Origin of the sequence: Shewanella aestuarii, from assembly GCF_014647215.1 — a bacterium.
GTDB classification, from domain to species: Bacteria; Pseudomonadota; Gammaproteobacteria; order Enterobacterales; family Shewanellaceae; genus Shewanella; species Shewanella aestuarii.
In genome coordinates, this window is the sequence record NZ_BMOT01000008.1 from 28575 (window position 1) to 55353 (window position 26779).

At 41.6% G+C, this 26779-nt stretch carries 30 protein-coding genes; 10 read left to right on the plus strand and 20 right to left on the minus strand.

The features are described 5' to 3' along the window. Positions 1–23: 23 nt before the first annotated feature. From cyoE to IEY03_RS12315, 4 genes are read right to left on the minus strand one after another with little or no spacing between them, the layout of a single operon-like run. On the minus strand, positions 24–932 hold the full coding sequence (gene cyoE, locus IEY03_RS12300; RefSeq protein ID WP_188842106.1) for a heme o synthase: 909 nt from the start codon (positions 930–932) through the stop codon (positions 24–26). A 15-nt stretch (positions 933–947) separates the two neighbouring features. Next, positions 948–1928: a COX15/CtaA family protein gene (locus IEY03_RS12305; RefSeq protein ID WP_188842108.1), complete on the minus strand. Its 981-nt coding sequence runs from the start codon at positions 1926–1928 to the stop codon at positions 948–950. Continuing rightward, positions 1928–2479 (minus strand): redox-active disulfide-containing membrane protein, encoded by a 552-nt coding sequence (locus tag IEY03_RS12310; RefSeq protein WP_188842110.1) that lies wholly within the window; start codon positions 2477–2479, stop codon positions 1928–1930. The genes IEY03_RS12305 and IEY03_RS12310 overlap by 1 nt, the downstream gene beginning before the upstream one ends. A 47-nt stretch (positions 2480–2526) precedes the next feature. After that, positions 2527–3345, minus strand: a complete 819-nt coding sequence (locus IEY03_RS12315) for an SURF1 family protein (RefSeq protein WP_188842111.1) — start codon at positions 3343–3345, stop codon at positions 2527–2529. A gap of 1 nt (position 3346) precedes the next feature. Between IEY03_RS12315 and IEY03_RS17090 the strand changes: the two genes are divergently transcribed. Next, positions 3347–3511, plus strand: coding sequence for a DUF2909 domain-containing protein (locus tag IEY03_RS17090; protein ID WP_229778317.1), 165 nt, complete (start codon positions 3347–3349; stop codon positions 3509–3511). 9 nt (positions 3512–3520) lie between these two features. On the opposite strand, the gene IEY03_RS12325 is transcribed toward IEY03_RS17090, so the two are convergent. From IEY03_RS12325 to lexA, 6 genes are all read right to left on the minus strand, one after another. Continuing rightward, positions 3521–4396, minus strand: a complete 876-nt coding sequence (locus IEY03_RS12325; RefSeq protein ID WP_188842115.1) for a cytochrome c oxidase subunit 3 — start codon at positions 4394–4396, stop codon at positions 3521–3523. Then, positions 4393–4956 carry a cytochrome c oxidase assembly protein gene (locus tag IEY03_RS12330; protein WP_188842118.1) on the minus strand — a complete coding sequence of 188 codons (564 nt, stop codon included), beginning with the start codon at positions 4954–4956 and terminating at the stop codon, positions 4393–4395. The genes IEY03_RS12325 and IEY03_RS12330 overlap by 4 nt, the downstream gene beginning before the upstream one ends. A gap of 1 nt (position 4957) precedes the next feature. Then, a complete protein-coding gene (ctaD, locus tag IEY03_RS12335; RefSeq protein ID WP_188842120.1) occupies positions 4958–6550 on the minus strand; it encodes a cytochrome c oxidase subunit I in 1593 nt (530 codons plus the stop codon). A 10-nt stretch (positions 6551–6560) separates the two neighbouring features. Further along, positions 6561–8114 (minus strand): cytochrome c oxidase subunit II, encoded by a 1554-nt coding sequence (gene coxB, locus IEY03_RS12340; protein ID WP_188842122.1) that lies wholly within the window; start codon positions 8112–8114, stop codon positions 6561–6563. A gap of 389 nt (positions 8115–8503) precedes the next feature. After that, positions 8504–9022: a cell division inhibitor SulA gene (locus IEY03_RS12345; RefSeq protein WP_188842124.1), complete on the minus strand. Its 519-nt coding sequence runs from the start codon at positions 9020–9022 to the stop codon at positions 8504–8506. Further along, positions 9019–9636, minus strand: coding sequence for a transcriptional repressor LexA (gene lexA / locus IEY03_RS12350; RefSeq protein WP_188842126.1), 618 nt, complete (start codon positions 9634–9636; stop codon positions 9019–9021). The genes IEY03_RS12345 and lexA overlap by 4 nt, the downstream gene beginning before the upstream one ends. 250 nt (positions 9637–9886) lie before the next feature. Here lexA and plsB point away from each other — a divergent pair, with 250 nt between their 5' ends. The 4 genes from plsB to IEY03_RS12370 all read left to right on the plus strand — a co-directional run bounded on the left by plsB (position 9887) and on the right by IEY03_RS12370 (position 14915). Next, positions 9887–12310 (plus strand): glycerol-3-phosphate 1-O-acyltransferase PlsB, encoded by a 2424-nt coding sequence (plsB, locus tag IEY03_RS12355; RefSeq protein WP_188842419.1) that lies wholly within the window; start codon positions 9887–9889, stop codon positions 12308–12310. Then, positions 12310–13566: a tryptophan permease gene (mtr, locus tag IEY03_RS12360; protein ID WP_188842128.1), complete on the plus strand. Its 1257-nt coding sequence runs from the start codon at positions 12310–12312 to the stop codon at positions 13564–13566. Before plsB ends, mtr begins: the two co-directional genes overlap by 1 nt. Positions 13567–13813: 247 nt before the next feature. Further along, complete coding sequence (locus IEY03_RS12365) at positions 13814–14080, plus strand: hypothetical protein (RefSeq protein WP_188842130.1); 267 nt, start codon at positions 13814–13816, stop codon at positions 14078–14080. Positions 14081–14351: 271 nt separating this feature from the next. Continuing rightward, a complete protein-coding gene (locus IEY03_RS12370; protein WP_188842421.1) occupies positions 14352–14915 on the plus strand; it encodes a NapC/NirT family cytochrome c in 564 nt (187 codons plus the stop codon). A gap of 74 nt (positions 14916–14989) precedes the next feature. Here the strand turns inward: IEY03_RS12370 and IEY03_RS12375 are convergent, their stop codons facing one another. Continuing rightward, complete coding sequence (locus IEY03_RS12375; protein ID WP_188842132.1) at positions 14990–15268, minus strand: DUF1145 domain-containing protein; 279 nt, start codon at positions 15266–15268, stop codon at positions 14990–14992. 3 nt (positions 15269–15271) lie between these two features. Then, positions 15272–15853: a 16S rRNA (guanine(966)-N(2))-methyltransferase RsmD gene (gene rsmD, locus IEY03_RS12380; RefSeq protein ID WP_188842134.1), complete on the minus strand. Its 582-nt coding sequence runs from the start codon at positions 15851–15853 to the stop codon at positions 15272–15274. 178 nt (positions 15854–16031) lie between these two features. Here rsmD and ftsY point away from each other — a divergent pair, with 178 nt between their 5' ends. From ftsY to rpoH, 4 genes are all read left to right on the plus strand, one after another. Further along, the gene (gene ftsY / locus IEY03_RS12385) at positions 16032–17396 is read left to right on the plus strand and encodes a signal recognition particle-docking protein FtsY (RefSeq protein ID WP_188842136.1); all 1365 of its coding nucleotides are present in this window, start codon (positions 16032–16034) and stop codon (positions 17394–17396) included. Positions 17397–17399: 3 nt separating this feature from the next. Beyond that, positions 17400–18086: a cell division ATP-binding protein FtsE gene (ftsE, locus tag IEY03_RS12390; RefSeq protein ID WP_188842138.1), complete on the plus strand. Its 687-nt coding sequence runs from the start codon at positions 17400–17402 to the stop codon at positions 18084–18086. Next, complete coding sequence (gene ftsX, locus IEY03_RS12395; RefSeq protein WP_188842140.1) at positions 18087–19052, plus strand: permease-like cell division protein FtsX; 966 nt, start codon at positions 18087–18089, stop codon at positions 19050–19052. A 277-nt stretch (positions 19053–19329) separates the two neighbouring features. After that, positions 19330–20190 (plus strand): RNA polymerase sigma factor RpoH, encoded by an 861-nt coding sequence (gene rpoH, locus IEY03_RS12400; RefSeq protein WP_188842142.1) that lies wholly within the window; start codon positions 19330–19332, stop codon positions 20188–20190. Between the two features lie 145 nt (positions 20191–20335). On the opposite strand, the gene IEY03_RS12405 is transcribed toward rpoH, so the two are convergent. Both IEY03_RS12405 and IEY03_RS12410 read right to left on the minus strand, forming a co-directional pair. Beyond that, entirely contained in the window at positions 20336–21340 is a 1005-nt protein-coding gene (locus IEY03_RS12405; protein WP_188842144.1) for a hypothetical protein, read from the minus strand. Between the two features lie 54 nt (positions 21341–21394). Further along, entirely contained in the window at positions 21395–21601 is a 207-nt protein-coding gene (locus IEY03_RS12410) for a hypothetical protein (protein WP_188842146.1), read from the minus strand. Positions 21602–21899: 298 nt separating this feature from the next. Here IEY03_RS12410 and IEY03_RS12415 point away from each other — a divergent pair, with 298 nt between their 5' ends. Further along, positions 21900–23042 (plus strand): SDH family Clp fold serine proteinase, encoded by a 1143-nt coding sequence (locus IEY03_RS12415; RefSeq protein ID WP_229778318.1) that lies wholly within the window; start codon positions 21900–21902, stop codon positions 23040–23042. 441 nt (positions 23043–23483) lie between these two features. On the opposite strand, the gene IEY03_RS12420 is transcribed toward IEY03_RS12415, so the two are convergent. The 6 genes from IEY03_RS12420 to IEY03_RS12445 all read right to left on the minus strand — a co-directional run bounded on the left by IEY03_RS12420 (position 23484) and on the right by IEY03_RS12445 (position 26704). Next, on the minus strand, positions 23484–24155 hold the full coding sequence (locus IEY03_RS12420; RefSeq protein WP_188842148.1) for a nucleotidyltransferase family protein: 672 nt from the start codon (positions 24153–24155) through the stop codon (positions 23484–23486). A gap of 393 nt (positions 24156–24548) precedes the next feature. After that, positions 24549–25178 carry a tyrosine-type recombinase/integrase gene (locus IEY03_RS12425; protein WP_011494774.1) on the minus strand — a complete coding sequence of 210 codons (630 nt, stop codon included), beginning with the start codon at positions 25176–25178 and terminating at the stop codon, positions 24549–24551. 7 nt (positions 25179–25185) lie between these two features. Continuing rightward, positions 25186–25392: a hypothetical protein gene (locus tag IEY03_RS12430; RefSeq protein ID WP_188842150.1), complete on the minus strand. Its 207-nt coding sequence runs from the start codon at positions 25390–25392 to the stop codon at positions 25186–25188. 229 nt (positions 25393–25621) lie between these two features. Beyond that, positions 25622–26080: a hypothetical protein gene (locus IEY03_RS12435; protein WP_188842152.1), complete on the minus strand. Its 459-nt coding sequence runs from the start codon at positions 26078–26080 to the stop codon at positions 25622–25624. Positions 26081–26138: 58 nt separating this feature from the next. Further along, a complete protein-coding gene (locus tag IEY03_RS12440) occupies positions 26139–26411 on the minus strand; it encodes a hypothetical protein (protein WP_188842154.1) in 273 nt (90 codons plus the stop codon). Beyond that, a complete protein-coding gene (locus tag IEY03_RS12445; RefSeq protein WP_188842155.1) occupies positions 26408–26704 on the minus strand; it encodes an AlpA family phage regulatory protein in 297 nt (98 codons plus the stop codon). Before IEY03_RS12445 ends, IEY03_RS12440 begins: the two co-directional genes overlap by 4 nt. Positions 26705–26779: the final 75 nt, after the last annotated feature.

A 26779-nucleotide genomic window follows, 5' to 3' on the forward strand; every position in this document is an offset into this window, starting at 1 on the left:
AAAAGATGCTTTTTCGTCACGATTTAGTTAACCCACAAATAGTGATCAACCAACAACACGATGAATAACACCATCAAATGATAAATAGAAAACTTAAATACATTCATCGCTAAACCTTGATAGTCATGGTATTTAAGCTGCCAAGCCTTATAAATAAATCCACAACTGAGTAAGGTTGAGCCGACCAGATAAACCGGGCCACACATACCGACTAGTACTGGCAGTAAACACGCGATGGCAAGCAAAATGGTGTAGAGCAAAATACATGTTTTAGTAAATTCAACACCATGGGTGACGGGCAACATGGGGATATCGACTTTGGCGTATTCTTTTCTACGATGAATCGCCAGCGCCCAAAAGTGTGGCGGCGTCCAAGTGAAAATGATGATAACCAAGAGTAGGGCATGACCATGTAGTTCGTTAGTGACAGCAGTCCAGCCTAACAATGGCGGCATCGCGCCAGCTAAACCGCCAATGACGATATTTTGTGAGGTTGCGCGTTTCAAATAAGCCGTATAAACCAAGGCGTAACCGATTAAACTGGCAAAAGTTAGCCAAGCCGTCAGTGGGTTTACCCATGCATAAAGCATGACAAAGCCTATTACCCCAATGGAGATCGCAAATACACCGGCTTTAGTGCCTGATATTTTTCCTTTTGGCAAAGGGCGGTTATAGGTGCGGGCCATTAATCCATCAATGCGACGGTCTATTAGGTGATTGAATGCGGCAGCAGCGCCAGCCATTAACCCAATGCCAACCATACCTATAATTAGCGGTTGAAGGGGCACTACGCCGGGTACCGCTAAACACATGCCAACCAAAACGGTTAGCAGCATTAACGCTACGACTTTGGGTTTTGTCATTTCAAAATAGGCTCGCCATTGAAATGTTACTGCCTCATGAGGGGCGTTGAGGATGATCGGTTTTGTCATTGTTATGTCCTCTAATTACGCTTTACGCCATAGGGCGTAGTTAATAAATACCATGGTCAGTAACAGTAATGCTGCACCGCCATTATGAGAAACTGCGATACCTAACGGTAAGTGCATTACTACATTGCTGATCCCAAGTGCGACTTGTGCAATCACTAATAAAATAAGTAAGTAGGCACTTTTTCGCATTGTGGTTGATTGTGCTTTTAATAGTTTTATCGCAAACCACACTAAAATGATGGCGGTTAACACTCCCCAAATACGATGACTAACATGAATTGTCATTCGGGTCGCATAATCTAAAACGCCAAATTCAAAACTGGGATGATTGCCTTGAAATGGCGAAAAAGCATCGGCAAAGCGTAAGTTATCTATCCAATTACCTTCGCAGATCGGCAAAGTTGTGCAGGCTAATGCCGCGTAGTTTGATGAGGTCCAGCCGCCTAATATGATTTGAATCACTAACACTGCCAGCCCTAATGCTGCAATGGGGGCGAGCTTTCTGGCATATAGGTCGCCGCCAGGGATCCTAAATGGTTTGGTGCGCAAATACAGAACCAATAATAAAGAAAATAAACTGAAGCCACCGATTAAGTGCGACATGACCACAATTGGCATCAGCTTCATGGTGACGGTCCACATACCCAGGGCCGCTTGAAAAATGATGAGTGCCGAGATCAATATAGGTAACTTTTTGGGAGCAGAATGTTGCTTTAAGCATAGAATTAAAATGACGAGAACCAGTAAGCCTAAGGTACCCGCGATATAACGATGGATCATTTCTAGCCAGGCTTTTTCAGGCTCAACCGTATGTTCAGGAAAGTGAGCCTCCACTTTGGCCAATTCATGACTTTCGTTCGGCACAGTTAAATGGCCATAGCAACCTGGCCAATCCGGACAGCCTAATCCCGCATCAGATAAGCGAGTGTAAGCCCCCATCAGAATCACCATTAAGGTGAAAACTAGGGTGAATTTGATTAGGTGAGGAATGCGCATTAGCCAACCCTCGACAATTTAAGCATTTTACGCAGATCGGCTATCATTGATTTGCCTTGAGCTATGCTAGCCTCTCGACCAGCGACACCTTCATATTGCATCACTAGATTGCCTAAAGGGTCGATGATGATCATCTGTTGTTGAGTTAACAACGCGGCTATTTGCTCATTGCTTTGGGCAGTTTCAAATTGAATATGGAGTTGTTTAAGCGCGTCTAGATCACTGTTATTTTGCAGTAAGATAATTGGGCTGACTCGCTCACGGTCTCGCCCTAATGCTATGTGACTCTGGTTAATCACATACAACCTATCCATACATTGCTGGTCACATTTTTCAGGCAGTAAGTACAACATTTGCCAAAGATGTGGCTTGGGGTTCACCATGTTTAACGCACTGTATGTCAGCTCTGTATTTAACAATGCACCTTTATTGGTGGCACCGCCATGGTATAGATCTAAGCTTAATACCAATTTGGCTAAGGCAACGGGTAGCACGAAAACGACTAACAATATTATGAGTGTTTTATTACTTCTTTTGGGCTGGGAGTTCATTCTAGCTCCTCTTCTTACTGCTTAATGTTAATGTTAATGTAAAATGTTTAATGCGCGTTTGCTTGCCACTTTTTGTGAGCCAGCCATGCCATTAACCCTAAAAATACCGCGGCCATAGTGAACCACTGTAAGGCATATCCTTGATGTTTTTGTGCTGATAACGGAATGGGTTGCCATGGTTGTGGCAAACTTAAATCAGGTACGTTATCTGGTTGCAACACCACAGGTAATAATGAATAACCCAGCAGCTGCGATAATTCATCTATAGCCAAGTTTTGAAAGCGTATTGGGTTGCCTGTTTCAGCCATTAAATGATCGCTTAATGGATTGGCCTGTTTTTGATAAATCCGTCCAATCAGCTTGTATCTTCCCGCTGAAATCGCGCTGATATTGGGTAAAACTCGGCGGTCTTTAGCAGCGGGCACAAAACCGAGCTCAACGAGTAAATTGGGTGACGAGGCATTCACTTGAAATACCTGATAAGCCAAATAGCCAACCTGGCCCTGATAGATTTGATTATCGAGTAGCAGTATTTGTTTCGATACAGGCGATGCCGATACGGCAATTCGATATCCTGTTAAAGTGTGTTGTTCTGAATTAGCTGCCGATGTGTGCTCTGTAATGACTTGCAATAACGAATCGAAATTCATTGCTGCTTGGTTTTGTCGCTCGCTTAACGTTTCATCCCATGAGCTTTTGAATTCTGCCCGTTCCAGTTGCCATAATCCTAGCTTGACCAAAATGCTAAACACCGCCACAGTGATGGCAATAAAAACAAACGCGGCCCAACCTAAACCCGCAAGAGGATTGCCTGTGACAGCCCCATTGTTAGTTAAGTTAGTTTTAGTGCTACTGCTTGTATTCATTATGTTTAATTTAGCCCGAGCATTATTTATTATGGTTAAAGGTGAAAACAAACAATCTATGAGTCCATTTTTAGGTCGAAGAGTGATGTTTTCAGCCCTAGTCGTTATCTTACTGCTGGTGGCCATGGCATTAGGTATTATTCAACCTAACCCACGGCCTTATTAATCAGTGTGTTTACAGTACGTAAACGAACACAAATAAACATAACCACACGACATCAACAAAATGCCAATACCAGCTGCCTGCCTGAAAAGCAAAATGCTTGTCGGTTGTGAAGTGGCCTTTTAATACCCGCAACAGCAACACAATTAAGAACACAGTTCCCAAGGTGACATGCATGCCATGAAAGCCTGTGAGCAGAAAGAAGGTATTACCGTAGATCCCAGACTCAAGCGTTAAGCCCATTTCATGGTAAGCATGGCTATATTCTTCTACCTGTAACACCAAGAAAGCGATACCCAATAGAATGGTTAGCGTTAACCAAATTTTTAATGGTGTGCGTTTAGCTTTTTCTAAACTGGTATGGGCAAAATGCAGTGTGACAGACGAGGTTAACAGTAAAATCGTATTGATTAATGGTAACCCTGTCCATGGCATAGCTTCTGTTTTGGTGCCATCTGGGGTGGTGACTAAAGGCCAAATCGCTTCAAATGCTGGCCATAAAACTTCATGGGTCATGGCATTATTTGAAGCACCCCCTAACCAAGGTACGGCAACCATTCTGGCGTAGAATAAGGCGCCAAAAAACGCGCCAAAAAACATAATTTCCGAGAAAATAAACCAACTCATTCCCTGTCTGAATGAACGATCCATTTGGGCTGAGTATAAACCTGCCATAGATTCATCAATGACGGTTTTAAACCAACCGAAAACCATAAATAAAATCACAGCTATGCCGGTAATAAGAATATAACCGCCATAACTTTCTTCTGTTGATAATTGCTGTACGTAGTTGCCTGCGCCAAAGGCGATTAAGAAAAGGCCAATGGCACCAATGATAGGCCAGGCACTTTGTGCAGGCACATAATAGGCTTCATGCTTTGTGGTCATTTTGCTGCTCCTTGCTTTAAGCCACTACCGACTTTTTCAGTAATGTCATAAAGGGTATAAGAGAGAGTCAGGGTGTTAATGGATTCTGGTAAATCAGGATCCACGTAAAATATCAATGGGAGTTCAGCAGTGGCTGATGCCGCGAGTGGTTGTTGATTAAAACAAAAGCATTCGGTTTTATTAAAATAAGCCGCACCTTGACCGGGTGATACCGAGGGTATCGCCTGGCCAACAGTATCGTTTGCTGACAGGTTTTTGGCATGAAATTTCGTATGGGTTAGTTCACCTGGGTGAACTTGAATACGATTTACCGTAGGAGCAAACTCCCAGGGCATACCAGATTGTACTTGAGCAACAAACTCTATAGTAACAGTGCGATTTTTATCAACAATAACAGCTTCGTATGTGCTGGCAGTACTTTGGGTTTTTCCATTAATTCCTAAAGTGTCGCACAGCACATCGTACAAAGGCACCAGCGCAAAACCAAAACCAAACATGCCCACAGCCCCAAGAATGAGCATGGTGAGTAGCTTACGGTTTGATTTGGTTGGCTGATTCATCTCATTTCACCTCTGGCGGTGTAGTAAATGAATGATAAGGAGCAGGACTTGCGATAGTCCACTCTAATCCTTCCGCGCCTTCCCATGGTTTATCCGGTGCTTTTTCTCCGCCTTTGATGCACTTAAGAACAACGGCTAAGAAAATCAGCTGCGATAAGCCAAAGGCGAACCCACCAATAGATACAATTTGATTAATGTCAGCAAATTGAATCGCATAATCAGGAATACGGCGTGGCATACCTGCCAACCCTAAAAAGTGCATCGGGAAGAACAGTACGTTAACTGAAATAACCGAACACCAAAAGTGCCATTTCCCTAAGGTTTCGCTGTACATATGCCCGGTCCATTTAGGTAGCCAATAATAAGCTGCCGCCATGATCGAGAATACCGCTCCAGTCACTAACACATAGTGGAAATGTGCTACAACGAAGTAAGTATCGTGATACTGGAAATCTGCTGGGGTAATGGCCAGCATTAATCCTGAAAACCCACCAATAGTAAACAGAATGATAAAGGCAAGGGCGAACAGCATCGGCGTTTCAAAAGTCATCGAGCCTCGCCACATAGTGGCAACCCAGTTGAAGACTTTTACCCCCGTAGGAACCGCAATCAGCATGGTGCAATACATAAAGAACAGTTCAGCAAATACTGGCATACCTGTGGTGAACATATGATGCGCCCACACTAAGAATGACAGAATCGCAATACTGGCCGTTGCGTATACCATTGATGAATAACCAAATAACTTTTTACGGCTGAACGCTGGAATGATGGCTGAGATGATACCGAACGACGGTAAAATCATGATGTACACTTCAGGGTGACCAAAGAACCAGAAGATATGCTGGAACATGACAGGGTCGCCGCCACCTGCAGCATCAAAAAAGCTGGTGCCGAAATACTTATCTGTTAACACCATGGTGACAGCACCAGCGAGCACTGGCATCACAGCTATGAGTAAGAAAGCCGTAATTAACCAAGTCCATACAAACAAAGGTAACTTCATCCATGTCATGCCAGGAGCACGCATGTTAACTATGGTTACAATCACATTGATTGCGCCCATAATCGAGCTGATCCCCATAATATGCACCGAAAACACAAATAACGCAGTGGTGTCTGGACTATATGTTGTCGATAGCGGGGCGTAGAATGTCCAACCAAAGTTAGGGCCGCCACCTTCCATAAATAGCGAACCAATTAGCATGGTAAATGCGAACGGTAATATCCAAAAGCTCCAGTTGTTCATTCGTGGTAGCGCCATATCTGGTGCACCAATCATCATAGGGATTAACCAGTTAGCCAAGCCGGTAAAAGCGGGCATAACGGCACCAAACACCATGATAAGTCCATGAACTGTGGTCATCTGATTAAAAAAGTTAGGCTCGACCAGTTGTAACCCTGGCTGAAATAACTCGGCGCGGATCACCATAGCCATGGCTCCGCCAGTCAAAAACATAATAAAACTGAACCATAAATATAACGACCCAATATCTTTATGGTTGGTAGTTAGCAGCCAGCGCATAATGCCTTTTGGGGCACCATGGTGATGATCGTCATGGACTGCAGCAGTATCGTGCGTAGTTGTACTCATTAATTATCCCCTACTGTCCATAGCTATTAACATCAGTGGCTTGCACTGTATCGCCAGCGTTATTACCCCATGCATTGCGCTCATAAGTTATCACTGCAGCCATTTGTCGCGGTGATAGTGAACTTGCAAAAGCTTGCATTGCGGTACCAGGCTTACCATTACGAACAATATTAATATGCTGTTCTACAGGCCCCTTAATGACAGGGCTGCCGATTAATGATGGGAAAGCGCCAGGCAAACCTGCTCCAGTGGCTTGATGGCAAGCGGCACAGGTGGCGGTATATACTTGTAAACCTTCGGTCATTAATTCTTCATGGGTCAGTTCGGTTAAATCAACTGGCATTACCGTTGCTACAACCTGTTGAACATCAGTTGGAACCGACTCCATTGGGCTATCAGAAGTCATAGGTTGAGGAGCTGAGGCACTGTTATCAGCGTTGCCACCATTAGCGGCATTACTCACATCCACTGCTTGAATAACATCACCAGAATTATTACCCCAAGCATTACGCTCATAGGTAACCACAGCGGCAATATCTTTCGCACTCAACTGTTTAGCAAACGACTGCATGGCTGTTCCGGGCTTACCATTAAGGACAATGTCAATATGGCCATTAATTGGTCCCTTGATGATTGGGCTGCCAATAAGCGAAGGGAACACGCCGGGTAAACCAGCACCGTTTGGTTGATGACAAGCAGCACAGGTAGAAAGGTAAATTTGCTCGCCGGTTGCCATTAACTCTTCTTTTGAAAGGGTTTCAGACAAAGCGGCCTTCGCGGCTTCAGCGGCGTTACTCGCCTGTTGTTTTTGGTCTAGCAACCACGCATCGTATTCAGCTTCAGGTAATGCCTGCACAACAATTGGCATAAAGCCATGATCTTTACCGCATAATTCAGCACATTGGCCTCGGTAAGTGCCTGCCTTGTCGATACGCGTCCACGCCTCGTTAATGAAACCTGGGTTCGCATCTTTTTTAACTGCGAATGCAGGCACCCACCAAGAGTGAATAACATCATCAGAGGTCATCAAAAAGCGGACTTTACGGTTAAGAGGTAAAACTAAAGGTTTATCTACTTCTAACAAATAGGTGTCACTTTTGGTTTCACCGCCTTCAATTTGATCGCGTGGAGTCGATAGAATGCTATAAAATTCGACGTCTTCATTAAAATAGCTGTAATGCCATTTCCACTGTGAGCCGGTAATTTTAATGGTCAAATCCGCATCTGACGGATCCTCCATCGCTATTAGGGTTTTAGTGGCTGGAATCGCCATTCCAATAAGAATGACAAATGGAATGACAGTCCAAGCAATTTCCACTTTAGTACTTTCATGAAAATTTGCCGCGACAGCGCCTTTGGATTTTCGGTGATAAATCATGGAATAAATCATGATCCCAAACACCACTAAGCCAATTGCACAACAGATATAAAGAATAATCATGTGGAGGTCATAAACCTGGCCACTAATATTCGTTACACCTTTTGTCATGTTGAGGGGCATTTCGTTTGCCCCAACGGGAGGTGCCAGTAACACCGCCATTACACAATACAACCATTGCTTCACAAGACTTCTCCTCTGCCAATTGCGAATAGCAACTACAAAGAAGAGTCACACAGTAAGTCTCTGCTCTATGCAAACTCTTCGGTTCCCAAAAAAGTTTGATGACTCCAAAGCACCTTGGTGGTTGTAAGCGTTTAGGCTTACTGGTTTTTATTAAATGTGCACCACGCTGGTACTTACAACTGAACTTATCAATTCTGATTTGACGCTTTTATCTGTCAGATAAAATCTAGACTGTAGCGTTTCAATAAGGTTAAAAGTGTTTCAACCTTGTTAAGTACATTACTTGTAGATTAAACATTGATCAAGATCACTTTTACAGCTAATTAGCTGAAAAAATGTACAAAAAAGCCCTGCACATGGGCAGGGCTCAGTAAATACGGCAGTTATAACTAATGGAACGAGGTGAAATTAATTGTGCTAACCGTATTATTTTGATTTGAAAGCATCGTTTTAGTACTTAAATCATGGCTTAAGTCTGCATTAGCATCTTCAATCACAATGCCTAACGCGCGTGCGCTTTTAGCGACGAGTTCTAAACGGCGACTGTCGCGAGCATCTAAAGGCTGTGTCCATGAAATCACTGCGCTTGATGTGCCGCTGGTTAATGCCTTTTCCATTGCCCATAAGGTTTCAATCTCATCTTTGGTATGGACTAAAAGCACTCTATCCATCCTAACGCCTGCGCTGGCTAGCATCTGTTTATAACTGATATTGGCAGGGTTAATTAATACAATCCATCGTCCTTGCTGGCTTAATTGAGCTAACTGGCTAGCATATTGGCTGAGTTCAATTTTGCCGTGAGTTTGCGTTTGGAGCGTAGTAATTGGTTGTGCCAGATTAATATCTGCTGTTGGCATATCCATCCATAATCCAGGATGACGCGGGGCTGTGCCCATTAGTTTGTTCATAACCACTCTCCATTACGAATAACACCAACAGCAAGCCCTTCGATCGTTAGGCTTTGGTAACTTAAATCAACTTCAATTGGTGAGTACGCTTCATTTTCGGCATGCAGATAGACAACATTGCCTTTTTTCTCGAAACGTTTCACTGTGACATCATCTTCAACACGTGCGACAACAACCTGGCCATTCCGAGCTTGTTGCATTTTATGCACTGCCAATAAATCGCCTTCTAAAATGCCGATATCCTTCATGCTGTCACCACGCACTCTTAATAAAAAGTCAGCAGCAGGTTTAAACATATTGGGGTCGACTTGATAGTATTGCTCGACGTGTTCCTGGGCTAAAATCGGTTCGCCAGCAGCAACTTGACCAATTAACGGTAAACCATTTTCTTCTGGTTCATCTTCTTGGGTTAGGCGAATGCCACGTGAAGTACCGGGCATAATTTCTATAAATCCCTTTTTAGCCAAAGCTTTTAAATGCTCTTCAGCCGCATTGGCGCTTTTAAAACCTAAGCGTGTGGCAATTTCTGCACGAGTAGGTGGCATCCCAGTTTCAGAGATGTTGTTTTTAATCAGCTCTAAAATTTCAGCTTGGCGTGGTGTTAAGGGTCTCATGTTGCTTCCTGTCTTTCTATACAGTAACTGTCATTATATACAGTGTTTGTTTTTGCGCAAGTATTCGCCAACTATTTTTTAATTTTAAAACAAAATGTGATTTTTTTATGTTTTATTTCAGTAGTATGGGATAAATAAAATGTTCTGTGTTGGCAAAGCTATGCTTGGTTTATACAGCAGTTGGTGAAAGCTAACCAGTTTCTGGTATTCTATGCGCCCATATGAAAAGGGCTTTATTGCGAATATTACTATGTCAAAACCAGATTCAATCATACTTAGGCTGTTGCGTTGGGTTCAAAAATGGATGGTACACACAATTGTTGTGCCTCATGATCCGTTTGCTGATTTAAATTTTGATCCTGCAAAACCTATTGTTTATGTGATGAAAACAGAGTCGCTAAGTGACACTGCAGCATTAAGTGAAATGACTGAGGACTTAGGATTACCTAGCCCATACTCACCATTACAACTTGATGGACTGAAAGTACCACGAGTGGTTTGCTTAGAAGGTCGTAAACCGATAATCGGCAAGCGTGAAGGTGGAGAAAAGTTTTTAAGTTGTTTTACCAGCTTATTAGCTCTTCATCGTCAACAGCCCGATCTCGACATTCAATTGGTTCCGGTCAGTCTTTATTGGGGGCGTACTCCTGGCAAGGAAGATGACACCATGAAAGCCGCAGTGCTTGAGCGTGAAAGCCCAACTTGGCTGCGTAAATGGTTAATGATTTTATTTTTAGGTCGCCATAGCTTTGTGCAATTTTCTAATGCCATGTCATTACGTTATATGGCGGATGAGCACGGGACTGATAAAGCCATTGCACACAAACTAATTCGTGTTGCTCGTGTGCACTTTCGTCGTCAACGCAAAGTGATGACGGGCCCACAATTGCCGAACCGTCAAGCCATGTTCGCTTCGTTATTGTCCTCTGAATCCATTATTAAAGCCATTGAAGAAGAAGGGGCTAATAAAAAGATATCTAAAGAAAAAGCACGTGAAACCGCAATTGAATATTTGGATGAAATTGCTGCTGATTATTCTGACAGTTTAGTGCGCATAGCTGAGCGGTTTCTCACTTGGCTTTGGAACAAACTCTACAGCGGTATTAACATTAAAGGCGCAGAACAAGTACGTCAGCTACATCATGATGGCCATGAAATTGTCTATGTGCCTTGTCATCGTAGCCACATGGATTATTTGTTACTTTCTTATATTTTGTATTATCAAGGTATGGTTCCACCGCATATCGCAGCGGGTATTAACCTCAACTTCTGGCCTGCAGGCCCCATGTTCCGTCGTGGGGGAGCATTCTTTATTCGTCGCAGCTTTAATGGCAACAAGTTATACACTGCGATTTTCCGTGAATACTTAGATCAACTTTTCGCCAAAGGCTATTCAGTTGAATACTTTACTGAGGGTGGCCGTTCACGAACAGGGCGATTACTCGCACCTAAAACGGGCATGTTGGCAATGACAATCAATAGCGTATTGCGCGGTATTGAGCGTCCAGTGACTTTAGTACCGGTTTATTTGGGTTATGACCACGTGATGGAAGTGGCTACTTACCACAAAGAGTTAAGTGGCAAGAAAAAAGAAAAAGAATCTGTTTGGCAAGTATTTGGTGCTATTAGAAAATTACGTAATTTTGGTCAAGGTTATGTCAACTTTGGTGAGCCAATTAACCTGCAGAACTTTTTGAAGCAGCAGGCTCCAGATTGGCGTGAAGAAGTGGCGAAAGACCCTGAACAAAAACCATCATGGGTAACGCCTGCAGTTAACCTTTTAGCTAATCAAGTGATGACCAAAATTAATGGCGCGGCAGCGGCAAGCTCTGTGACGTTAACCAGCCTAGTGTTATTAGCTTCTGAGCAAAATGCATTAGAACGTCATCAATTAGAGCGTCAGTTAGATTTTTATCTCAAACTGCTAAAAAATGCGCCTTATTCCAATTACACTTCCGTGGCGGAAGGCAATGGTGCCTCGATTATTGAGCACTGCTTATCTTTAAATAAGTTCACACTTGAAACTGACCCTTTAGGTGACATTGTTGCGCTAGATCCAAAGCATGCCATCACCTTAAGTTATTACCGCAACAACATTATTCATTTAATGATTATTCCTTCCCTTATCGCCAGCTGTTTAGTGCGCTACGAAGAGTGTAACCGTGAGCAAATATTGGCTGTAGTGGAAGATTTCTATCCACTAATGAAAGCTGAGTTATTCATGGGAATTGAAGATATTTCAGTGTATGTGGATCAAGTGTTGGCGCAGATGGTGGCTGAAAACCTCCTGAGTTGTGGCGATCGTTGTACTGTAGTTGAAAGTAACATTACCCAACTAGAATTGCTTGCTGAAACCGTAAGTGAAACAATGCAGCGTTATGCGATTATCTTTAATCTTTTGGCTATAAAACCTCATTTAGAGCGTGCAGAGCTTGAATGTGACAGCCATTTATTAGCTCAACGTTTAGGCGCGCTACACGGCATTACGGCGCCAGAGTTCTATGACAAAAAACTATACAACACCTTGAGTGTTAAATTGAAAGAGTTAGGTTATTTAAGCAGTAACGAGCATTCAGACGAAGTCTCTCGTATTCGTGATCATGCCAATAGTTTGTTACGTTCATCCGTTAAACAAACCATCCAAGATAGCGTTAACGCGGAGCATTTAAGTTAATGACCAACCATATGAACGCGGCAAAAAATGGCCCCAAAAGTAAATCACTTATCGGCGGGGCGATGATTATTGCAGGAACAACCGTTGGGGCAGGTATGTTCTCTTTGCCGGTTGTCGGTGCCGGAATGTGGTTTAGTTATTCAATGATCATGTTGGTCGGCATTTGGTTTTGTATGCTGATGTCCGGATTATTATTGTTAGAGGCTAACCTTCATTTCGAGCCTGGGGCCAGTTTTGACACCTTAACCCGTGATACGCTTGGGCAGTTTTGGCGTATCGTTAATGGCTTATCCATCGCGTTTGTATTGTATATTTTAACTTACGCCTACATCAGTGGTGGTGGCTCAATTGTTAACCATAGCTTGCAGGCTATCGGTATCGCACTACCACAAAGTATTGCCGGTTTAGTGTTTGCCGTAGTGTTAGCCTTGATAGTGTTAACCAGTACTAAAGCTGTGGATCGTATTACCACCATTATGTTGGGCGGTATGGTGATCACTTTCTTTCTTGCAACCGGTAATTTACTGATTGAAATAGAGCCAAGTCGCTTGTTCGAGCCCGATGGTGAGCCTCGCTATTTACCTTACATGTTAGCCGCATTACCTTTTGGTTTAGCCAGTTTTGGTTATCACGGCAATGTCCCCAGTTTGGTCAAATATTACGGTAAAGATGCTAAGACCATTGTAAAAGCTTTAGTATTAGGAACCTCTATCGCGTTAGTGATTTATACCTGTTGGTTAGTGGTTACTATGGGTAATATTTCACGTGGGATGTTCTCAGAGGTTATCGCCCAAGGCGGTAATATGGGCGTGTTAGTCGGGGCATTGTCTGAATCGATTTCAAGTGAAAACTTATCGCGCGTGTTAACCCTGTTTGCAAATTTGGCTGTAGCCTCTTCATTTTTAGGGGTGACATTAGGTTTGTTTGATTATCTTGCCGATCTATTCGGTTTTGATGATTCACGTATAGGCCGTTTAAAAACTGCCTCGGTGACTTTTATTCCTCCGACTCTGTTGGGTTTATTGTTCCCGAATGGTTTTTTGATGGCGATTGGTTTTGCAGCACTAGCAGCAACCATATGGGCGGTGATTGTTCCTGCTCTATTGGCGTATAAAACCCGCCAGTTATACCCAGACAGCCAAGGATTTAAAGTACCTGGCGGAAATGCGTTGATTGTTATTGTGGTGATGTTTGGTGCGCTTACGGCAATATGTCACTTATTGGCGATGGCAGATATTTTACCCGTTTATAAATAATCGTTTCAAAAATAATAATAAAAAAGTCTTCTTCGGAAGACTTTTTTATTTTATAGCCAATGAAAAGGCATTTTGCCTGATGAAATGAACCAGAGTTGCGTCAATTGATATTCACTTACACTGTTATTCAGAGATAACCCAAATCAATCACCTTGCTGGTAGAAATAAACTGCGTCAGACGTGAAAGTTGCTGTAGTGTCTGCGTTGAATTTGCTATGTTATTTTTTTGATCATGGATGAGGTTTATATGACAGATAACAAGCTACAAAAAATGAAACAAATTGAAAGAAAAATGCTGTTGGTTGGCATTATCGACTTTCCCGGTAGTTTACTGTTTGGTTTAGGTTTGTACGGTATTTTTGTCGGTTTCGGCAACGATTTTTTACCTATGTTAGCCGACCAAACGATTGTTTACAGCATGCTAGCTGTCGGTGGAGCAATCATGGCCTGGGGCGCGGTGAATATGTTTAAGCTCGGCATGGAAAAAAAGCGCCTTCTTGCTACAGATATATAATAGATTGGAGTAAACATCATCTATTTGAGATCTGCGTTGCAATTATGCCGTTGATTTTTTGTGTTTTGTTGTTATATCGCCTGACTTGTATTAAGTTAAATTTAAGTTTGGAGTGAGTATGTTGAGTCGATTATTGATCGACTTCAAAGTTTAAGTGATTTCTACAACCCTATACGCTTAAACTTAGAGTCATATCTGCTTTTTTGGCGCCAAAACACTCTACACTTGCCGAAAATTAAAACGTAAAAATACTGTAAAACGGAGATGTGTGATGAACTGGCGTGCACTTTTTAAACCAAGCGCGAAATATTCCATTATTGTGCTGATAGTAGTCGGCGTGATTTTGGGTGTAGTAGGCTACTTTGCGACTCAGCAAACTTTACATGCAACAAGCACAGACGAATTCTGTATGTCTTGTCATAGCAATCATTCATTAAAAGATGAAGTATTAGCTTCTGCTCACGGCGGCGGGAGTGCGGGTGTTACTGTTCAATGTCAAGATTGTCATTTACCTCATGGTCCAGTTGATTACTTGATCAAAAAAATCATCGTATCAAAAGATTTATATGGTTTCTTAACCATTGATGACTTTAACACTCAAGCTTGGTTAGATGAGAATCGTAAAGAACAAGCCGATCTTGCCTTAAAATACTTTAAGGCCAATGACTCAGCTAACTGTCGTCACTGTCATACTCGTATTTATGAGAATCAACCTGAAGACATGAAGAAAATGGCCAAGAAGATGCATGAAAACAACTTCAAAAAAGCGCCAGAAGACAGAAAAACCTGTGTAGATTGTCATAAAGGTGTTGCGCATCCTTACCCTAAAAAGTAAGTGTATTTAGCTGACAAAAATAAAAACCTCGTTTCAGAAAACGAGGTTTTTTTATGCTTGCCATTTAATCGAGACTAAAGAAGTGTTCTTTGTATTATTTTTTGCCGATAAGCTAATAAACCAAACAGACCAAAAACACAGACCATTAAGTAGTCTTTTATTGTTAAAGAGAGCCTATCTTTAAACATCTGGTGAAATATGACTATTTGTAAAGCATGCATTATTACCGTTACCAGTAGCAATATCGTTAAGGCCATGCCCATCAAGCCTGCAAACGGGTAAGCCAGATTATAAATCATGGCCAACCAGGCCATAGCTGTGGTGGCATAACCCAACTTAATCAGCTGTGTCATCCATTAACTCTCAGCTTGATAAGTAAATAAGCGATAACTGACCTGGCCTGCTTTTTTTTCTTTTAATGGCTGCCAACTAGCGGGGATCACAATATCAGCAACATCGTGTTCGGTTTCAAGATAGATGATCGCATCATTATTTAGCCAATTATGGGCCATCAACAGCTCAATCGTTTGTTGAGCTAAACCCTTGCGAAATGGAGGGTCAATAAACACAAGGTCAAAACCTGTGTCTGCTCCTTTAGATAATAATTGTAAACTATCTCCATTAACCACTTTCGCATTGGTGCAATTTAATGTCTGGAGATTTTTAGTTAATTGATTAGCAGCACTTTTTTGCAGTTCAAACATTAAGGCAAATTCAGCATAACGTGATAAAGATTCAAGACTTAATGCACCACTTCCCGCAAAGCAGTCTAATACTCTGGCACCACGAATATCGCTAGATAACCAGTTAAAAAGAGTTTCTCGCACACGGTCAGTTGTTGGCCGTAAGCCTTCTAAATCATGGATCGGAAGCTTACGAGAACGCCACTGTCCTGAAATAATTCTGACTTGCCCGCTACTGGTATTTTGTCGCGCCATGGGTTCCTCGTGATTTTGCCTGAACAAAGAAAAAGAAAGTGGTAGACTATGCTCACCTTAAACAGCTGATATTTTATATTAAACTCAGCAAAATTACTGAGTATTCTCCAATTCACCCTATTGGCGAGCAAAATTAGCTGTTATTGATCCTATTTTATATTTAGCACTGGTAGCAAACATGGCAAAGAAAGGTTTTTTCTCTTGGTTCCGTAAAGATAAGAGTGAGCAAGAAGTTGAACAGGTTTCTAAAGAAACAATCCAAGATCTAACCCAAGAGTCTCCAGCGGATACGAGTGCTGAAGACGTTCGTATTGCTGCTGAAGCCAAGGCTTTAGAAGATGCCCGTATTGCTGCTGAAGCCAAGGCTTTAGAAGATGCCCGTATTGCAGCAGAAGCCAAGGCTTTAGAAGATACCCGTATTGCAGCAGAAGCCAAGGCTTTAGAAGATGCCCGTATTGCTGCTGAAGCCAAGGCTTTAGAAGATGCCCGCATTGCTGCTGAAGCCAAGGCTTTAGAAGATGCCCGTATTGCCGCTGAAGCCAAGGCTTTAGAGGATAACGCTCAAGGCGTGGTTAGTCAGGTTGAACCGGAGCCACAGGAAAAGCCGAAAAAAGAAGGGATGTTCGCCCGTTTAAAGCGCGGTTTAATGCGTACCAGTGAAAACATTGGTTCAGGCTTTATCGGACTATTCAGTGGTAAGAAAATTGATGATGACTTATTTGAAGAGCTTGAAGAACAGCTATTGATCGCTGACGTCGGTGTTGAAACTACGACTAAGCTAATTAATAGCCTAACGGAACAAGCATCACGTAAACAGTTGAAAAATGCCGAAGCACTGTATGAACTGATGCGCGATGAAATGCATAAGATGTTAGAGCCTGTCGCTATACCATTAGTGCCGGATAATGCCGATGGCCCTTTTGTTATTTTAATGGTGGGTGTTAATGGTGTTGGTAAAACCACAACAATCGGAAAGTTAGCAAAACAGTATCAAAATCAAGGTAAATCTGTCATGTTAGCCGCTGGTGATACCTTCCGTGCGGCTGCCGTTGAGCAGTTGCAAGTGTGGGGGCAGCGCAATAATATTCCCGTTGTGGCTCAGCATACTGGGGCTGATAGCGCATCGGTGCTTTTTGATGCACTGCAAGCCGCCAAAGCTCGTAAGGTGGATGTATTAATTGCAGATACTGCGGGCCGCTTACAGAACAAAGGCCATTTAATGGAAGAGTTGAAAAAAGTGGTTCGAGTGATGAAAAAACTCGATATTAATACACCACATGAAGTCATGCTCACCCTAGATGCCAGCACTGGCCAAAATGCCATCAGCCAAGCGCAACTATTCCAAGAAGCAGTGGGTGTAACCGGAATAACACTAAGTAAACTCGATGGTACTGCCAAAGGCGGTATTATTTTCGCTATTGCAGATAAATTTAATATTCCAATTCGTCATATTGGTGTTGGCGAACAAATTGATGATTTACGTACTTTTAATGCCCATGATTTTATCGAAGCATTATTTAGTCAAGAAAAGGCAGAAAAATAACCCATGATCCAATTTGAGCAGGTCAGTAAAGTTTATCCAGGCGGGCAAAAAGCCCTATTGGATGTTAATTTTCACCTACGCCAAGGTGAGATGGCTTTTTTAACCGGCCATTCAGGTGCGGGTAAAAGTACGCTGCTTAAGTTGATCACCGTTATTGAGCGCGCATCTGCGGGAAGAGTGTCAATCAACGGGCATGATATTGCCAATGTTAGCCCTAAACATGTGCCTTATTTACGCCGTAATATCGGGATGATTTTTCAAAATCATCATTTATTACTGGAAAAAACCGTATTTGATAATGTGGCGTTACCTTTGGTTATTGAAGGTTTCTCCCATGGTGAAATTAAAAAGCGGGTTGCCGGCGCCTTGGATATGGTCGGGTTATATGGCAAAGAGCGACATAACCCTATTATGTTGTCAGGTGGTGAGCAGCAACGTGTTGGTATTGCTAGAGCAATTGTGAATAAGCCACCTATTTTGCTTGCCGATGAGCCCACAGGTAACTTAGACCCTAAGCTGTCTATGGATATTTTACGATTATTCGAAACGTTTCACGATGCCGGTACCAGTGTATTAATTGCCACCCATGACCTAGGGTTAATTGCTCGGATGAAATACCGCACATTTACGTTAAAACAAGGGCAAATGATTGGTGGTGAGCAGCAAACTAGTCGAGTGGGTGAAGCTTAAATGGCCAAACAAAATCATATAACCCAAAGTAAGCTGCCAATTTCAGGCCGAATTGTGATGTTTTTTATTCGCCACGTGCAGCAAGGCATGTCTAGCATAGGTGAATTATGGCGAAACCCCATTTCATCTATTATGACCATGGCAGTACTTGGCGTGAGTTTAAGCTTACCAGCTGCACTGCAAGTGCTGGTCAAAAATGCTGAAAATATTACTCAATCTTGGAACAGCGCAGCCGAAATATCGCTTTTCATTAATGAAGGACGAAGCGAACAGTCGATTCAAAGTTTAATTACCCGAATAAAGTCATTTCGTGAAGTCGCCTCTGTGGACTACATTAGTCGCGAACAAGCCCTAGAAGAGTTTCAGCGCTTATCAGGATTTGGTGAAGCATTATCTTATTTAGATGAAAACCCGTTGCCTGCTGTTGTCAGCGTGACTCCCTCAGTAAAGTATTCCAGCCCTACAGGTGCACGCGAACTTCTGCGTAAATTAGAGCGTGAACCAGAGGTTAGCTTTGGTCGTTTAGACATAGAATGGCTTGAGCGTTTACAGGCGCTGGTTCGCTTGTTGGAAAAAACTGTCCTAGCCATTGCGGCTTTATTGGTTCTAGCCGTGGTATTGGTCATTGGTAATACAATTCGTTTGGCCATTATGAATCGCCGTACCGAAATCGAAATCATGAAGTTAGTGGGGGCAACGGAAGCCTTTATTCAACGACCTTTTCTTTATACCGGCATTTGGTATGGTGTTATCGGTGGTTTATTGGCCTGGCTTATTATCAATATACTTGTGTGGTATTTAGATAGTGCGTTGGCTGATTTGATGGGACTATATGGCAGCCAGCTAAGTTTAGCCTCGTTAACTTTTGCTGAGTTAGGGCAACTCGTATTACTCGCGTCATTCTTGGGTTGGTTAGGGTCATATCTGTCAGTACGCCAACACTTACGTAAGATTGAGCCATCGTAAAGTTTTACTGAACCCTCAAGAAGGTCAATCGCTTAGATATCTTAATTAGAATATCCGATAATGTTAATCGAGCAATCTTCAGCATATGAAACTTTGTTTACTTGCAAAGTAGTGCATTAACGGGTTAAATAACCACTCGAATGAACTTTTTTTGACATAAGATGTCTTAAATACAGTAAGTTCATTAGCTAATAACTTGTAGTGTTTTTAGTTTATGTCATTCAATTACAAGATTTTATAGCATGTTTTATCCAAAGAATAAGTAGTAGGAGAGCGAATGACTTATCAAACGCAATCAATGGCGCTAGCGTTACCACAAAGCAGTGGCAGCATAGAAGCTTATATTCAGTCAGTATCTAAAATTGAAATGTTAGATGCTAAGACTGAATTTGATCTTGCCAAGCGTTTACAAGAAACGGGCGATCTTCAAGCGGCAAAACAACTTATTATGTCGCATTTACGCTTTGTTGCTCACATAGCCAAAGGTTATTCAGGCTATGGGCTTCCACAAGCGGATTTAATTCAAGAAGGCAACGTTGGTTTGATGAAAGCGGTAAAACGTTTTGATCCCGATGTTGGCGTACGTCTAGTATCATTTGCTGTTCACTGGATTAAAGCTGAAATTCATGAATATGTCTTAAAAAACTGGCGTATCGTGAAAGTCGCAACCACTAAAGCGCAAAGAAAATTATTCTTCAACATTCGTAAATCTAAAAATCGTTTAGGCTGGTTTAGCGAAGAAGAAGTGGCAATGGTGGCTGAAAACTTAGGCGTGTCTAAATCCGATGTGACCGAAATGGAATCGCGTATGGCGGCTCAAGATCCTGCATTTGATTTAACTAACGACAGTGATGATGACGCAACCGATTTTGCACCCGCTTTGTATTTAGAAGATCATTCTTCAGACGTCGCTCAGAACATTGAAGATGATAACTGGGAATCAGATTCGCAGAATCGATTATTATCCGCCATTAAAACATTAGATGAACGCAGCCAGCACATTTTGCGTTCACGTTGGTTAGATGATGATAAAGTCACATTGCAAGAGCTTGCCGATACTTACCAAGTGTCAGCAGAGCGCATTAGACAGTTAGAAAAAAATGCCATGAACAAGCTTAAAAGCTGTATGGATATCTAACCTTCGTTATTCTCAATAAAAAAACCTGCCACGGCAGGTTTTTTTGTATTTACTTTTGTTTGATTTAAACCTTATTCAACGTTTTGGATCTGCTTGTTGGTTAGTCATCATTTTTTCTTTTAAATAAGTATTTTAATGATCTTTTTTATTCTTGACGTAATTTTGCCCACCAAATTGCCCACCATTTATCTTGAGCGAGTGGGGAGGGGGGCGTGGGTTCAATGTTTCCATTAACCCCATCGTAGACGTCTTTAGAAAACCATGATACCGACTCAATTTGATCTACTTTAACTACAAGACTCGCATCATAATCAAGTGGGATAGTGTATTCACTTTGTAGTAATACTTTTAGCGTGTCCTTATCTCGATAACCAGATATTGCGGGAACCAGAGAAATTTCTTGATTTGGTGCATTTGACTCGCTAGGTTCCCCAGGCTTGTTTACTATCCCTACGTATATTTTTCGACTTTTCATCGAAATAAGTATTGGTTTTCTTTTAATTAAAGATTCATAGAACATGTAATCTATAGGGCTATCTTTTAGTATCTTTCCTAGCATATTCATTGCTACAACATCATTGTTATAGAATGATCTAGATATTTTACTCTTAAAAATAAAAAATAAGAGTTTTGCTATAGAAATTGTATAAGCTAAAAATACAGTAAAGAAAGATAATGAAAGTAGCCATGATTGCTCAAGTGTTTTTTTACTAACTTTTTTTTCATTTTTTACTTCTGAGATTTTTTTTGCGATATAGCTAACTACTGAGGGATCAAAGTGTGAGCGGTTTTTCAATTGTACAGGATTTGGCTGTATAGTTAGTTTGTCTTTAGGAGCAACATTGGTTTTTATTGGTTCTACAGTATGGTTATCTACTGATTTGCTCCCGCTATCTACCGACTTTTTGTTATCCACTATGTCTGCTGATGCGATTGATGTTCCGTTTTCGCTCAATGTCCATTCGAAAGATATATCTTTTAATAAGAAAGAACAAAGTGTAACAAAAAAGAAATATCGGAGACCAATTTTTGCGGATTTCAAGTATAGCAATTGACCATCATAACGATGGAGTTTTAGTTTCTCATTTGGATTTATGGTAAGAACAATAAATCCACTTACAAGAATTGGGAGGATGAGTAAAGCAAACATGTGGTATCGTAATGTTGTTTATTTTCATTATGATACCACAATTTTATAGGATTTCTAGATACGTGCAGATTCGCGAGAATTAATTATCTTTTTAGCTTGAAGCTTCAGAGCTTGGAACTCTGTTGAGGACGCGATTACTCTACCATCCACAACAATTGTGCCTCTACCTACAACCTCTGCACCAGTAATATTAGAATCTGCTAACGCTTGACCAAGTTTTTGTTCTTCAGAGTTAAGCAAGAACTTAAAGAGTTTAATCATATTTGTTACTCCATACTGAGAAAGTTTGAAATTTTAACAGTAGATTTTTAAAGCTTCCTTGACAGTATAGTATCTATACATTGGTTTGACGTAACTGTACACACTTTTGATGTGACAAAATAACATTCATTCTTTAGAAGCGGTTGCTTAAACGTCAGCTATATACAACTTAATTGGGGCCATAATTCTACAGATTTACTGTGAAGAAGCAAGGTGTTCTTACTTTTCCTTCGCATTTCTTTTTGATTTGCAATTGTGATAATATTAATGATATTCAATAAATTAGGGTGATACTTTGATGGCGAAGCAGAGTTTTAGTAAACATATTATTTCGGATACCTCGTTAAATGTAGAGGATACAGTTTCACAAGCTGCTGGACCTTCTGAAATTATTGCGTCACCTAAAATTGAGGGTGAAACCAAGGCTAAGGGTGAAACCAAGGCTAAGGGTGAAACCAAGGCTAAGGGTGAAACCAAGGCTAAGGGTGAAACCAAGGCTAAGGGTGAAACCAAGGCTAAGGGTGAAACCAAGGCTAAGGGTGAAGCCAAGGCTGTATTAGATGCTGATGATGACGAAGCCAGCTTAGAGTTGGATGTTATTAATTATTTAGGACCTATTTCCCATAATGGCTATTTAAAGCTAACTAAAATAATCGAATCGAAAATTGAGAGAGATAGTAAAGCTAATAGATTGATTCTCGTTTTAGCGACCTCAGGTGGTGAGCCTGATGCAGCGTATAGAATTGGAAGTGCATTAAATTATTATTATGATGAAGTTGAAATATTGATACCTGACCGTTGTAAAAGTGCTGGTACGTTAATAGCAATTGCTGCGCATGAACTGATCATTGCGGATTTAGGTGAGTTAGGTCCACTTGATATTCAATTGAGAAAATCTGATGAAATGGGGGAGCAATCTTCGACTCTTAATATTTTTAAAACGCTAGAAGAATTACAGAAGTCTACTCTTGAGTCATTTCGTCATTTTGTGACCGATATTCGATATGGGACAGGGGTAAGTACAAAGCTTGCAGCTGATATTGCATCAAACTTAACCAAATCACTTATCAGTCCAATAGCTGCACAGATTGATCCTATGAAACTTGGTGAACACAATCGAGCCTTACAAATTGCAAAAGATTACGCGACTCGTCTAAATGATTTATCTGACAACTTGAGATCTATTGACTCTTTAGAGCAACTTATTTCTGGTTATCCTTGCCATAGCTTCGTGATTGATAGAAAGGAAGCTAAGGTGTTGTTTAATCGTGTTAGGGGTACTCAAAATGAACAGGAAGAGTTGCTTTACCGCTTTGCTAGAATGTACATGTCAAAAGTAAGCCAGAGAGAAATGTACAGAAATAATGAAGCTGATGTTCAGGATTTTAAACTGATAGTTGATTTAGTAACATCATCATTAGATGCGGTGGAAGCATCGTAGTTCTGTGCCATAAAAAAGATCTTATTTCTCGCACATAAAAATTGAACTAAGAGGGCGGTACTGTGCTTACAAGGCTGTAGGTATTTGACTACCCCCTCCATTTTGTAGAGGTAAATTCGAGGTGGCTAAAAAGGCTGTACTCCTTATAAACACTGAATGGTAGGCTGTCCTTTGTTCGTCGGAATGGAAGGGCGCATATGCCATGTTGTGAGACAAAACCATGATGATCATCTTCATTGGCCTGGTGTTATTCATTGTTATAATCAGCCGGTAAAAGTTGTTTTTAGCCTTGTTTAGACCAAGAATTGAGTTAAACAAGGCTAGAGTTAGCTAACTAATAAGTTGTTTTAAGTGTTTTGGCGAACGTTATTGTACTTAATCTTTGCATTTGTGACGTGTCACAAACACCCTAGCTGTCTCCAAGTTTTTTGTAGTCATAATTTACACAGACACAGTTTCGTTTATTTGAAATACAATTTTATGTTCAAATTGCTCGTAGCCTTCGCTGTGCCCCTGGATGCTGATGACTCTTGAACCGTTTTTGAGATACTTTCTGACATCCAATTCAGGCCAGTGCAGTTTTTCGATTAAATTTTTAAAGCGGCGACCTTCAACCAGCATTTCCTTGGTTCTCTGCTCGCGAATGATTGAAAAATCAGTATCAAATTTCGGCTTACATGATACCCAAATGAACAAGTCGATATCACTCACTAGGTCAGCCTCCGTTAGATAACTTCCGAACAAAGCCACTTTGGTTACTTGATACAGATATGAGTCATTGAAATTGATTTCATGGACTCGTTGTAGAAACGCCTGATAGTGCTTGTCGGCTGTTGCTCGCTTAACTTTCTTGGCGGCACTGGCTTGGGCTAACGTGGCGGCTTTCATGGTGAGTTGCCAGCGGGTTTTATTGCCACCATCAATTAATTTTTCAAAGTATCCCTCAGACTCAAACGCTTCTATACGGGTTTTAGCGATCTCCTGGCTTATCTTAAATCGATTGGCAAAGCATCGAATAGAGAAACCATTGGTTTCAAAGGGGATACTGCTGACAAGCTTTCGCGCGTTCATTGCTGGCAATCCTGCTATGGTTGTTTTCGAGTCTATATTCAAAATCTTCTCCTACTCTGTTGATGTTTGTATAAGTTAATTACGGCACCGTGGTTTATCGCTGTTCGTCGCAGCTAAAATACGGCAAACGGCAGCCTGTAGCCCAGTAAATACAAGGCTTTTTCCAGTGACCTGGTAACATTGCTGCTGTTGCATAGGGGCCTCAATAATTTTCCAGATACCGCGGGCCTCGTACCCGTGGTTAAAGTTGAAACCCCCAGGGTCCCCCGATGTTTTTAAATGACTGAGCAATTCTTGTAATAGATTGATATAAAAGCTTTTTAATCGGTGATTTACTTGATAACGGTTGCTTAAAATACTTATCAATCATAGTATTTATGAATCTTTAAAAATCAGTGTGTTAGCTTTCATTTGGGACGCAACTTATAAACTGTCTCAATTGTTCTTTTGATCTAAGATCCCCTCACCAAATAGCGCTATATCTCCTGCTACAAAGGTATCGACTAAGTCTTGTTCGTTATTGTCCAGATAGTTGATGGTTGTTTCTGGCTTACTGTGGTTAAGTAATTGCTGTAATTCTTCTAAAGTCACACCTGCTTGCTGTCGTAATCGTGAGCCTGACTTACGCAAAGAGTGAGTACCGAGATTAACGCCCCCTAAGCGGCCACAGGTACGCCGCCACTTGATGACATCGGGTTCTACTTGTGACATCCAACGCCAAGCTGTCTTACGACTTAATGGTTTTCTCGAACCTCCATGACGGCTTTCAAACAGATATATGTTGTTTGGGAATGTCAGTCTCATTTTATTAAGTAATTTAATGGCATGAGGGGTTAAGGTGATCACTTTATTTTTTTGAGTCTTGGTCTCGATAATGGTGAATTCACCAGTATTAAAAGACTCATCAACTTGAGCGGTTGTAATTGCGAGTAAATCGCTGATCCTTAATGCCCATAGTGCGGTTAACTCTGCCAGCCAGCGGGCTTTAAGTCCGTGATTTCGTTCCAACGCATCAAGAATTACGCCAAATTCGTCACGATCCCTAGCTGAATGCACTCTTGACATGATTAGCCTACTTATTTGATTTAAGGGTGGTATTTAAGGTGGCAAGGCTGTTTTGAATATCATTGGTCATATCGGTTAGGGTGTTGAAAAAATGCCCAATATCCTCTGAGTTTAATTCTTCAATATGACTCCCTTGGGCAAGAATGGTTAAGGCTTTAATCTGTGAGGTTTTGGTTTCGATTTGTTCTAGCGCAGTAAATGTTTTAGCAGACATTCCTATAATTCCTCGGACATAAAGTGAGTTAATTTTTTGTTTGGGTATGGCTTATATAAAGCACACCAGATTTTGGGACAAACCCTTGAACATTATAAATTGTGATTATTTCTTTCAAGTTATTGATTAATAGTGTTAATTATTGGGTTTTTATGGGTTTTGCAAACACCAGTAATTGGTGTTTGCTGTTTATCAATTAAAGATGGTTTACACCAGTTATTGGGACTAACTAGCTGGTGTTTGCACCAATTTTTAGTACAGGTGATTTTGAAATCTTATGGCCGTTAATCTTATTCCAGTCATTCCGAATCGGGCTTAATGTCGGTTTTGTTGTCATCTGTCCTTGTCCACGATATTCATCTACCGACTCCCAGGTTATCGCGTATAGCACTGGTGGTAATCCGCCTTTTCTCGATGTTGAGCCTGTGCCCGTGACTTCGATTAATCTATGTTTAATGAGCGCCTTTAGGGCACTTCTCATTGTGTCTTGGCCGCCGAAGTAGGGTTTCATTTGGTCCCAAGTACAGGTTAGATTGCCGTTGTTATAGCCATTCCACTGCCTAACGATTAGGGTCAGCAATTTGATGGCACTGCCATTAAGGTCAGCGTAGCTAGTCGAATCCAATACACAGTGCGGGATACTGATATAGCGTTTATGTGCACTGCGACTTTGCCGTCTTTTTGCCATGCCTTATCCATGTAGCCTCGTTTAAGTGAAAATAGAGATTTGTCTGTGTTTCTGTTGTTTAACATGGGGTTTCTAGTCTCTGTTGGTGACAGTTAAACCATGAATTAACGATCTCGAACTTATCGCCGTAGTCCATGATGGTTTTAAAGTCTTGAATGTTGTCGACTCTAGCCGCACCAAAATAGGTTTGAACTTCGTTACCTTCTTGACAGCGTAAAATAGTGAAGTGCAAAGGTTCCTGGTTGCGATAAGCGAGGATGATGCCGCGCCTTTGATATACATGTGCATCACTAAGCGGCAGTGTTAGCCCATTGTGAAAGAGAGTATTCATTTCTGTGCTCCTAACTGGGCTTTGCTAGTCGCACGGGGACCTGATACTGCTTGAGTGAGTGTGGGGTGATAGATAAACCACAGTAAATCTGAGAGTAGCCAGGCGACTGAGTTCACGCCAAGCTTGGTTCTGATAGGGTGCAGCCCTAAGCGTTCTAGCTCCCAGGTTCTGGACCGAGACAGGGTGGTGATTTGCTTACGTTCATTCTCACGGACTAAACGATCTGATTCGCCAGCGACTTTAAGCAGTTCCTGGCGTTGTTCAGGGGTAGGGCGGGTGTATTGGATGGTCATTATATGCCTCAACGTGTGTTGGTAAGTTCAGGCATATACTAGGGAGAATATTAGAATAAAAACGCTCATCTTCTT

Bases quoted from the DNA above. Each gene is read 5' to 3' on its own strand.
- cyoE (WP_188842106.1), bottom strand. From the start codon at position 932: ATGACAAAACCGATCATCCTCAACGCCCCTCATGAGGCAGTAACATTT.
- IEY03_RS12305 (WP_188842108.1), bottom strand. From the start codon at position 1,928: ATGCGCATTCCTCACCTAATCAAATTCACCCTAGTTTTCACCTTAATG.
- IEY03_RS12310 (WP_188842110.1), bottom strand. From the start codon at position 2,479: ATGAACTCCCAGCCCAAAAGAAGTAATAAAACACTCATAATATTGTTA.
- IEY03_RS12315 (WP_188842111.1), bottom strand. From the start codon at position 3,345: ATGAATACAAGCAGTAGCACTAAAACTAACTTAACTAACAATGGGGCT.
- IEY03_RS17090 (WP_229778317.1), top strand. From the start codon at position 3,347: ATGTTTAATTTAGCCCGAGCATTATTTATTATGGTTAAAGGTGAAAAC.
- IEY03_RS12325 (WP_188842115.1), bottom strand. From the start codon at position 4,396: ATGACCACAAAGCATGAAGCCTATTATGTGCCTGCACAAAGTGCCTGG.
- IEY03_RS12330 (WP_188842118.1), bottom strand. From the start codon at position 4,956: ATGAATCAGCCAACCAAATCAAACCGTAAGCTACTCACCATGCTCATT.
- ctaD (WP_188842120.1), bottom strand. From the start codon at position 6,550: ATGAGTACAACTACGCACGATACTGCTGCAGTCCATGACGATCATCAC.
- IEY03_RS12345 (WP_188842124.1), bottom strand. From the start codon at position 9,022: ATGAACAAACTAATGGGCACAGCCCCGCGTCATCCTGGATTATGGATG.
- lexA (WP_188842126.1), bottom strand. From the start codon at position 9,636: ATGAGACCCTTAACACCACGCCAAGCTGAAATTTTAGAGCTGATTAAA.
- plsB (WP_188842419.1), top strand. From the start codon at position 9,887: ATGTCAAAACCAGATTCAATCATACTTAGGCTGTTGCGTTGGGTTCAA.
- mtr (WP_188842128.1), top strand. From the start codon at position 12,310: ATGACCAACCATATGAACGCGGCAAAAAATGGCCCCAAAAGTAAATCA.
- IEY03_RS12365 (WP_188842130.1), top strand. From the start codon at position 13,814: ATGACAGATAACAAGCTACAAAAAATGAAACAAATTGAAAGAAAAATG.
- IEY03_RS12370 (WP_188842421.1), top strand. From the start codon at position 14,352: ATGAACTGGCGTGCACTTTTTAAACCAAGCGCGAAATATTCCATTATT.
- IEY03_RS12375 (WP_188842132.1), bottom strand. From the start codon at position 15,268: ATGACACAGCTGATTAAGTTGGGTTATGCCACCACAGCTATGGCCTGG.
- rsmD (WP_188842134.1), bottom strand. From the start codon at position 15,853: ATGGCGCGACAAAATACCAGTAGCGGGCAAGTCAGAATTATTTCAGGA.
- ftsY (WP_188842136.1), top strand. From the start codon at position 16,032: ATGGCAAAGAAAGGTTTTTTCTCTTGGTTCCGTAAAGATAAGAGTGAG.
- ftsE (WP_188842138.1), top strand. From the start codon at position 17,400: ATGATCCAATTTGAGCAGGTCAGTAAAGTTTATCCAGGCGGGCAAAAA.
- ftsX (WP_188842140.1), top strand. From the start codon at position 18,087: ATGGCCAAACAAAATCATATAACCCAAAGTAAGCTGCCAATTTCAGGC.
- rpoH (WP_188842142.1), top strand. From the start codon at position 19,330: ATGACTTATCAAACGCAATCAATGGCGCTAGCGTTACCACAAAGCAGT.
- IEY03_RS12405 (WP_188842144.1), bottom strand. From the start codon at position 21,340: ATGTTTGCTTTACTCATCCTCCCAATTCTTGTAAGTGGATTTATTGTT.
- IEY03_RS12410 (WP_188842146.1), bottom strand. From the start codon at position 21,601: ATGATTAAACTCTTTAAGTTCTTGCTTAACTCTGAAGAACAAAAACTT.
- IEY03_RS12415 (WP_229778318.1), top strand. From the start codon at position 21,900: ATGGCGAAGCAGAGTTTTAGTAAACATATTATTTCGGATACCTCGTTA.
- IEY03_RS12425 (WP_011494774.1), bottom strand. From the start codon at position 25,178: ATGTCAAGAGTGCATTCAGCTAGGGATCGTGACGAATTTGGCGTAATT.
- IEY03_RS12430 (WP_188842150.1), bottom strand. From the start codon at position 25,392: ATGTCTGCTAAAACATTTACTGCGCTAGAACAAATCGAAACCAAAACC.
- IEY03_RS12435 (WP_188842152.1), bottom strand. From the start codon at position 26,080: ATGGCAAAAAGACGGCAAAGTCGCAGTGCACATAAACGCTATATCAGT.
- IEY03_RS12440 (WP_188842154.1), bottom strand. From the start codon at position 26,411: ATGAATACTCTCTTTCACAATGGGCTAACACTGCCGCTTAGTGATGCA.
- IEY03_RS12445 (WP_188842155.1), bottom strand. From the start codon at position 26,704: ATGACCATCCAATACACCCGCCCTACCCCTGAACAACGCCAGGAACTG.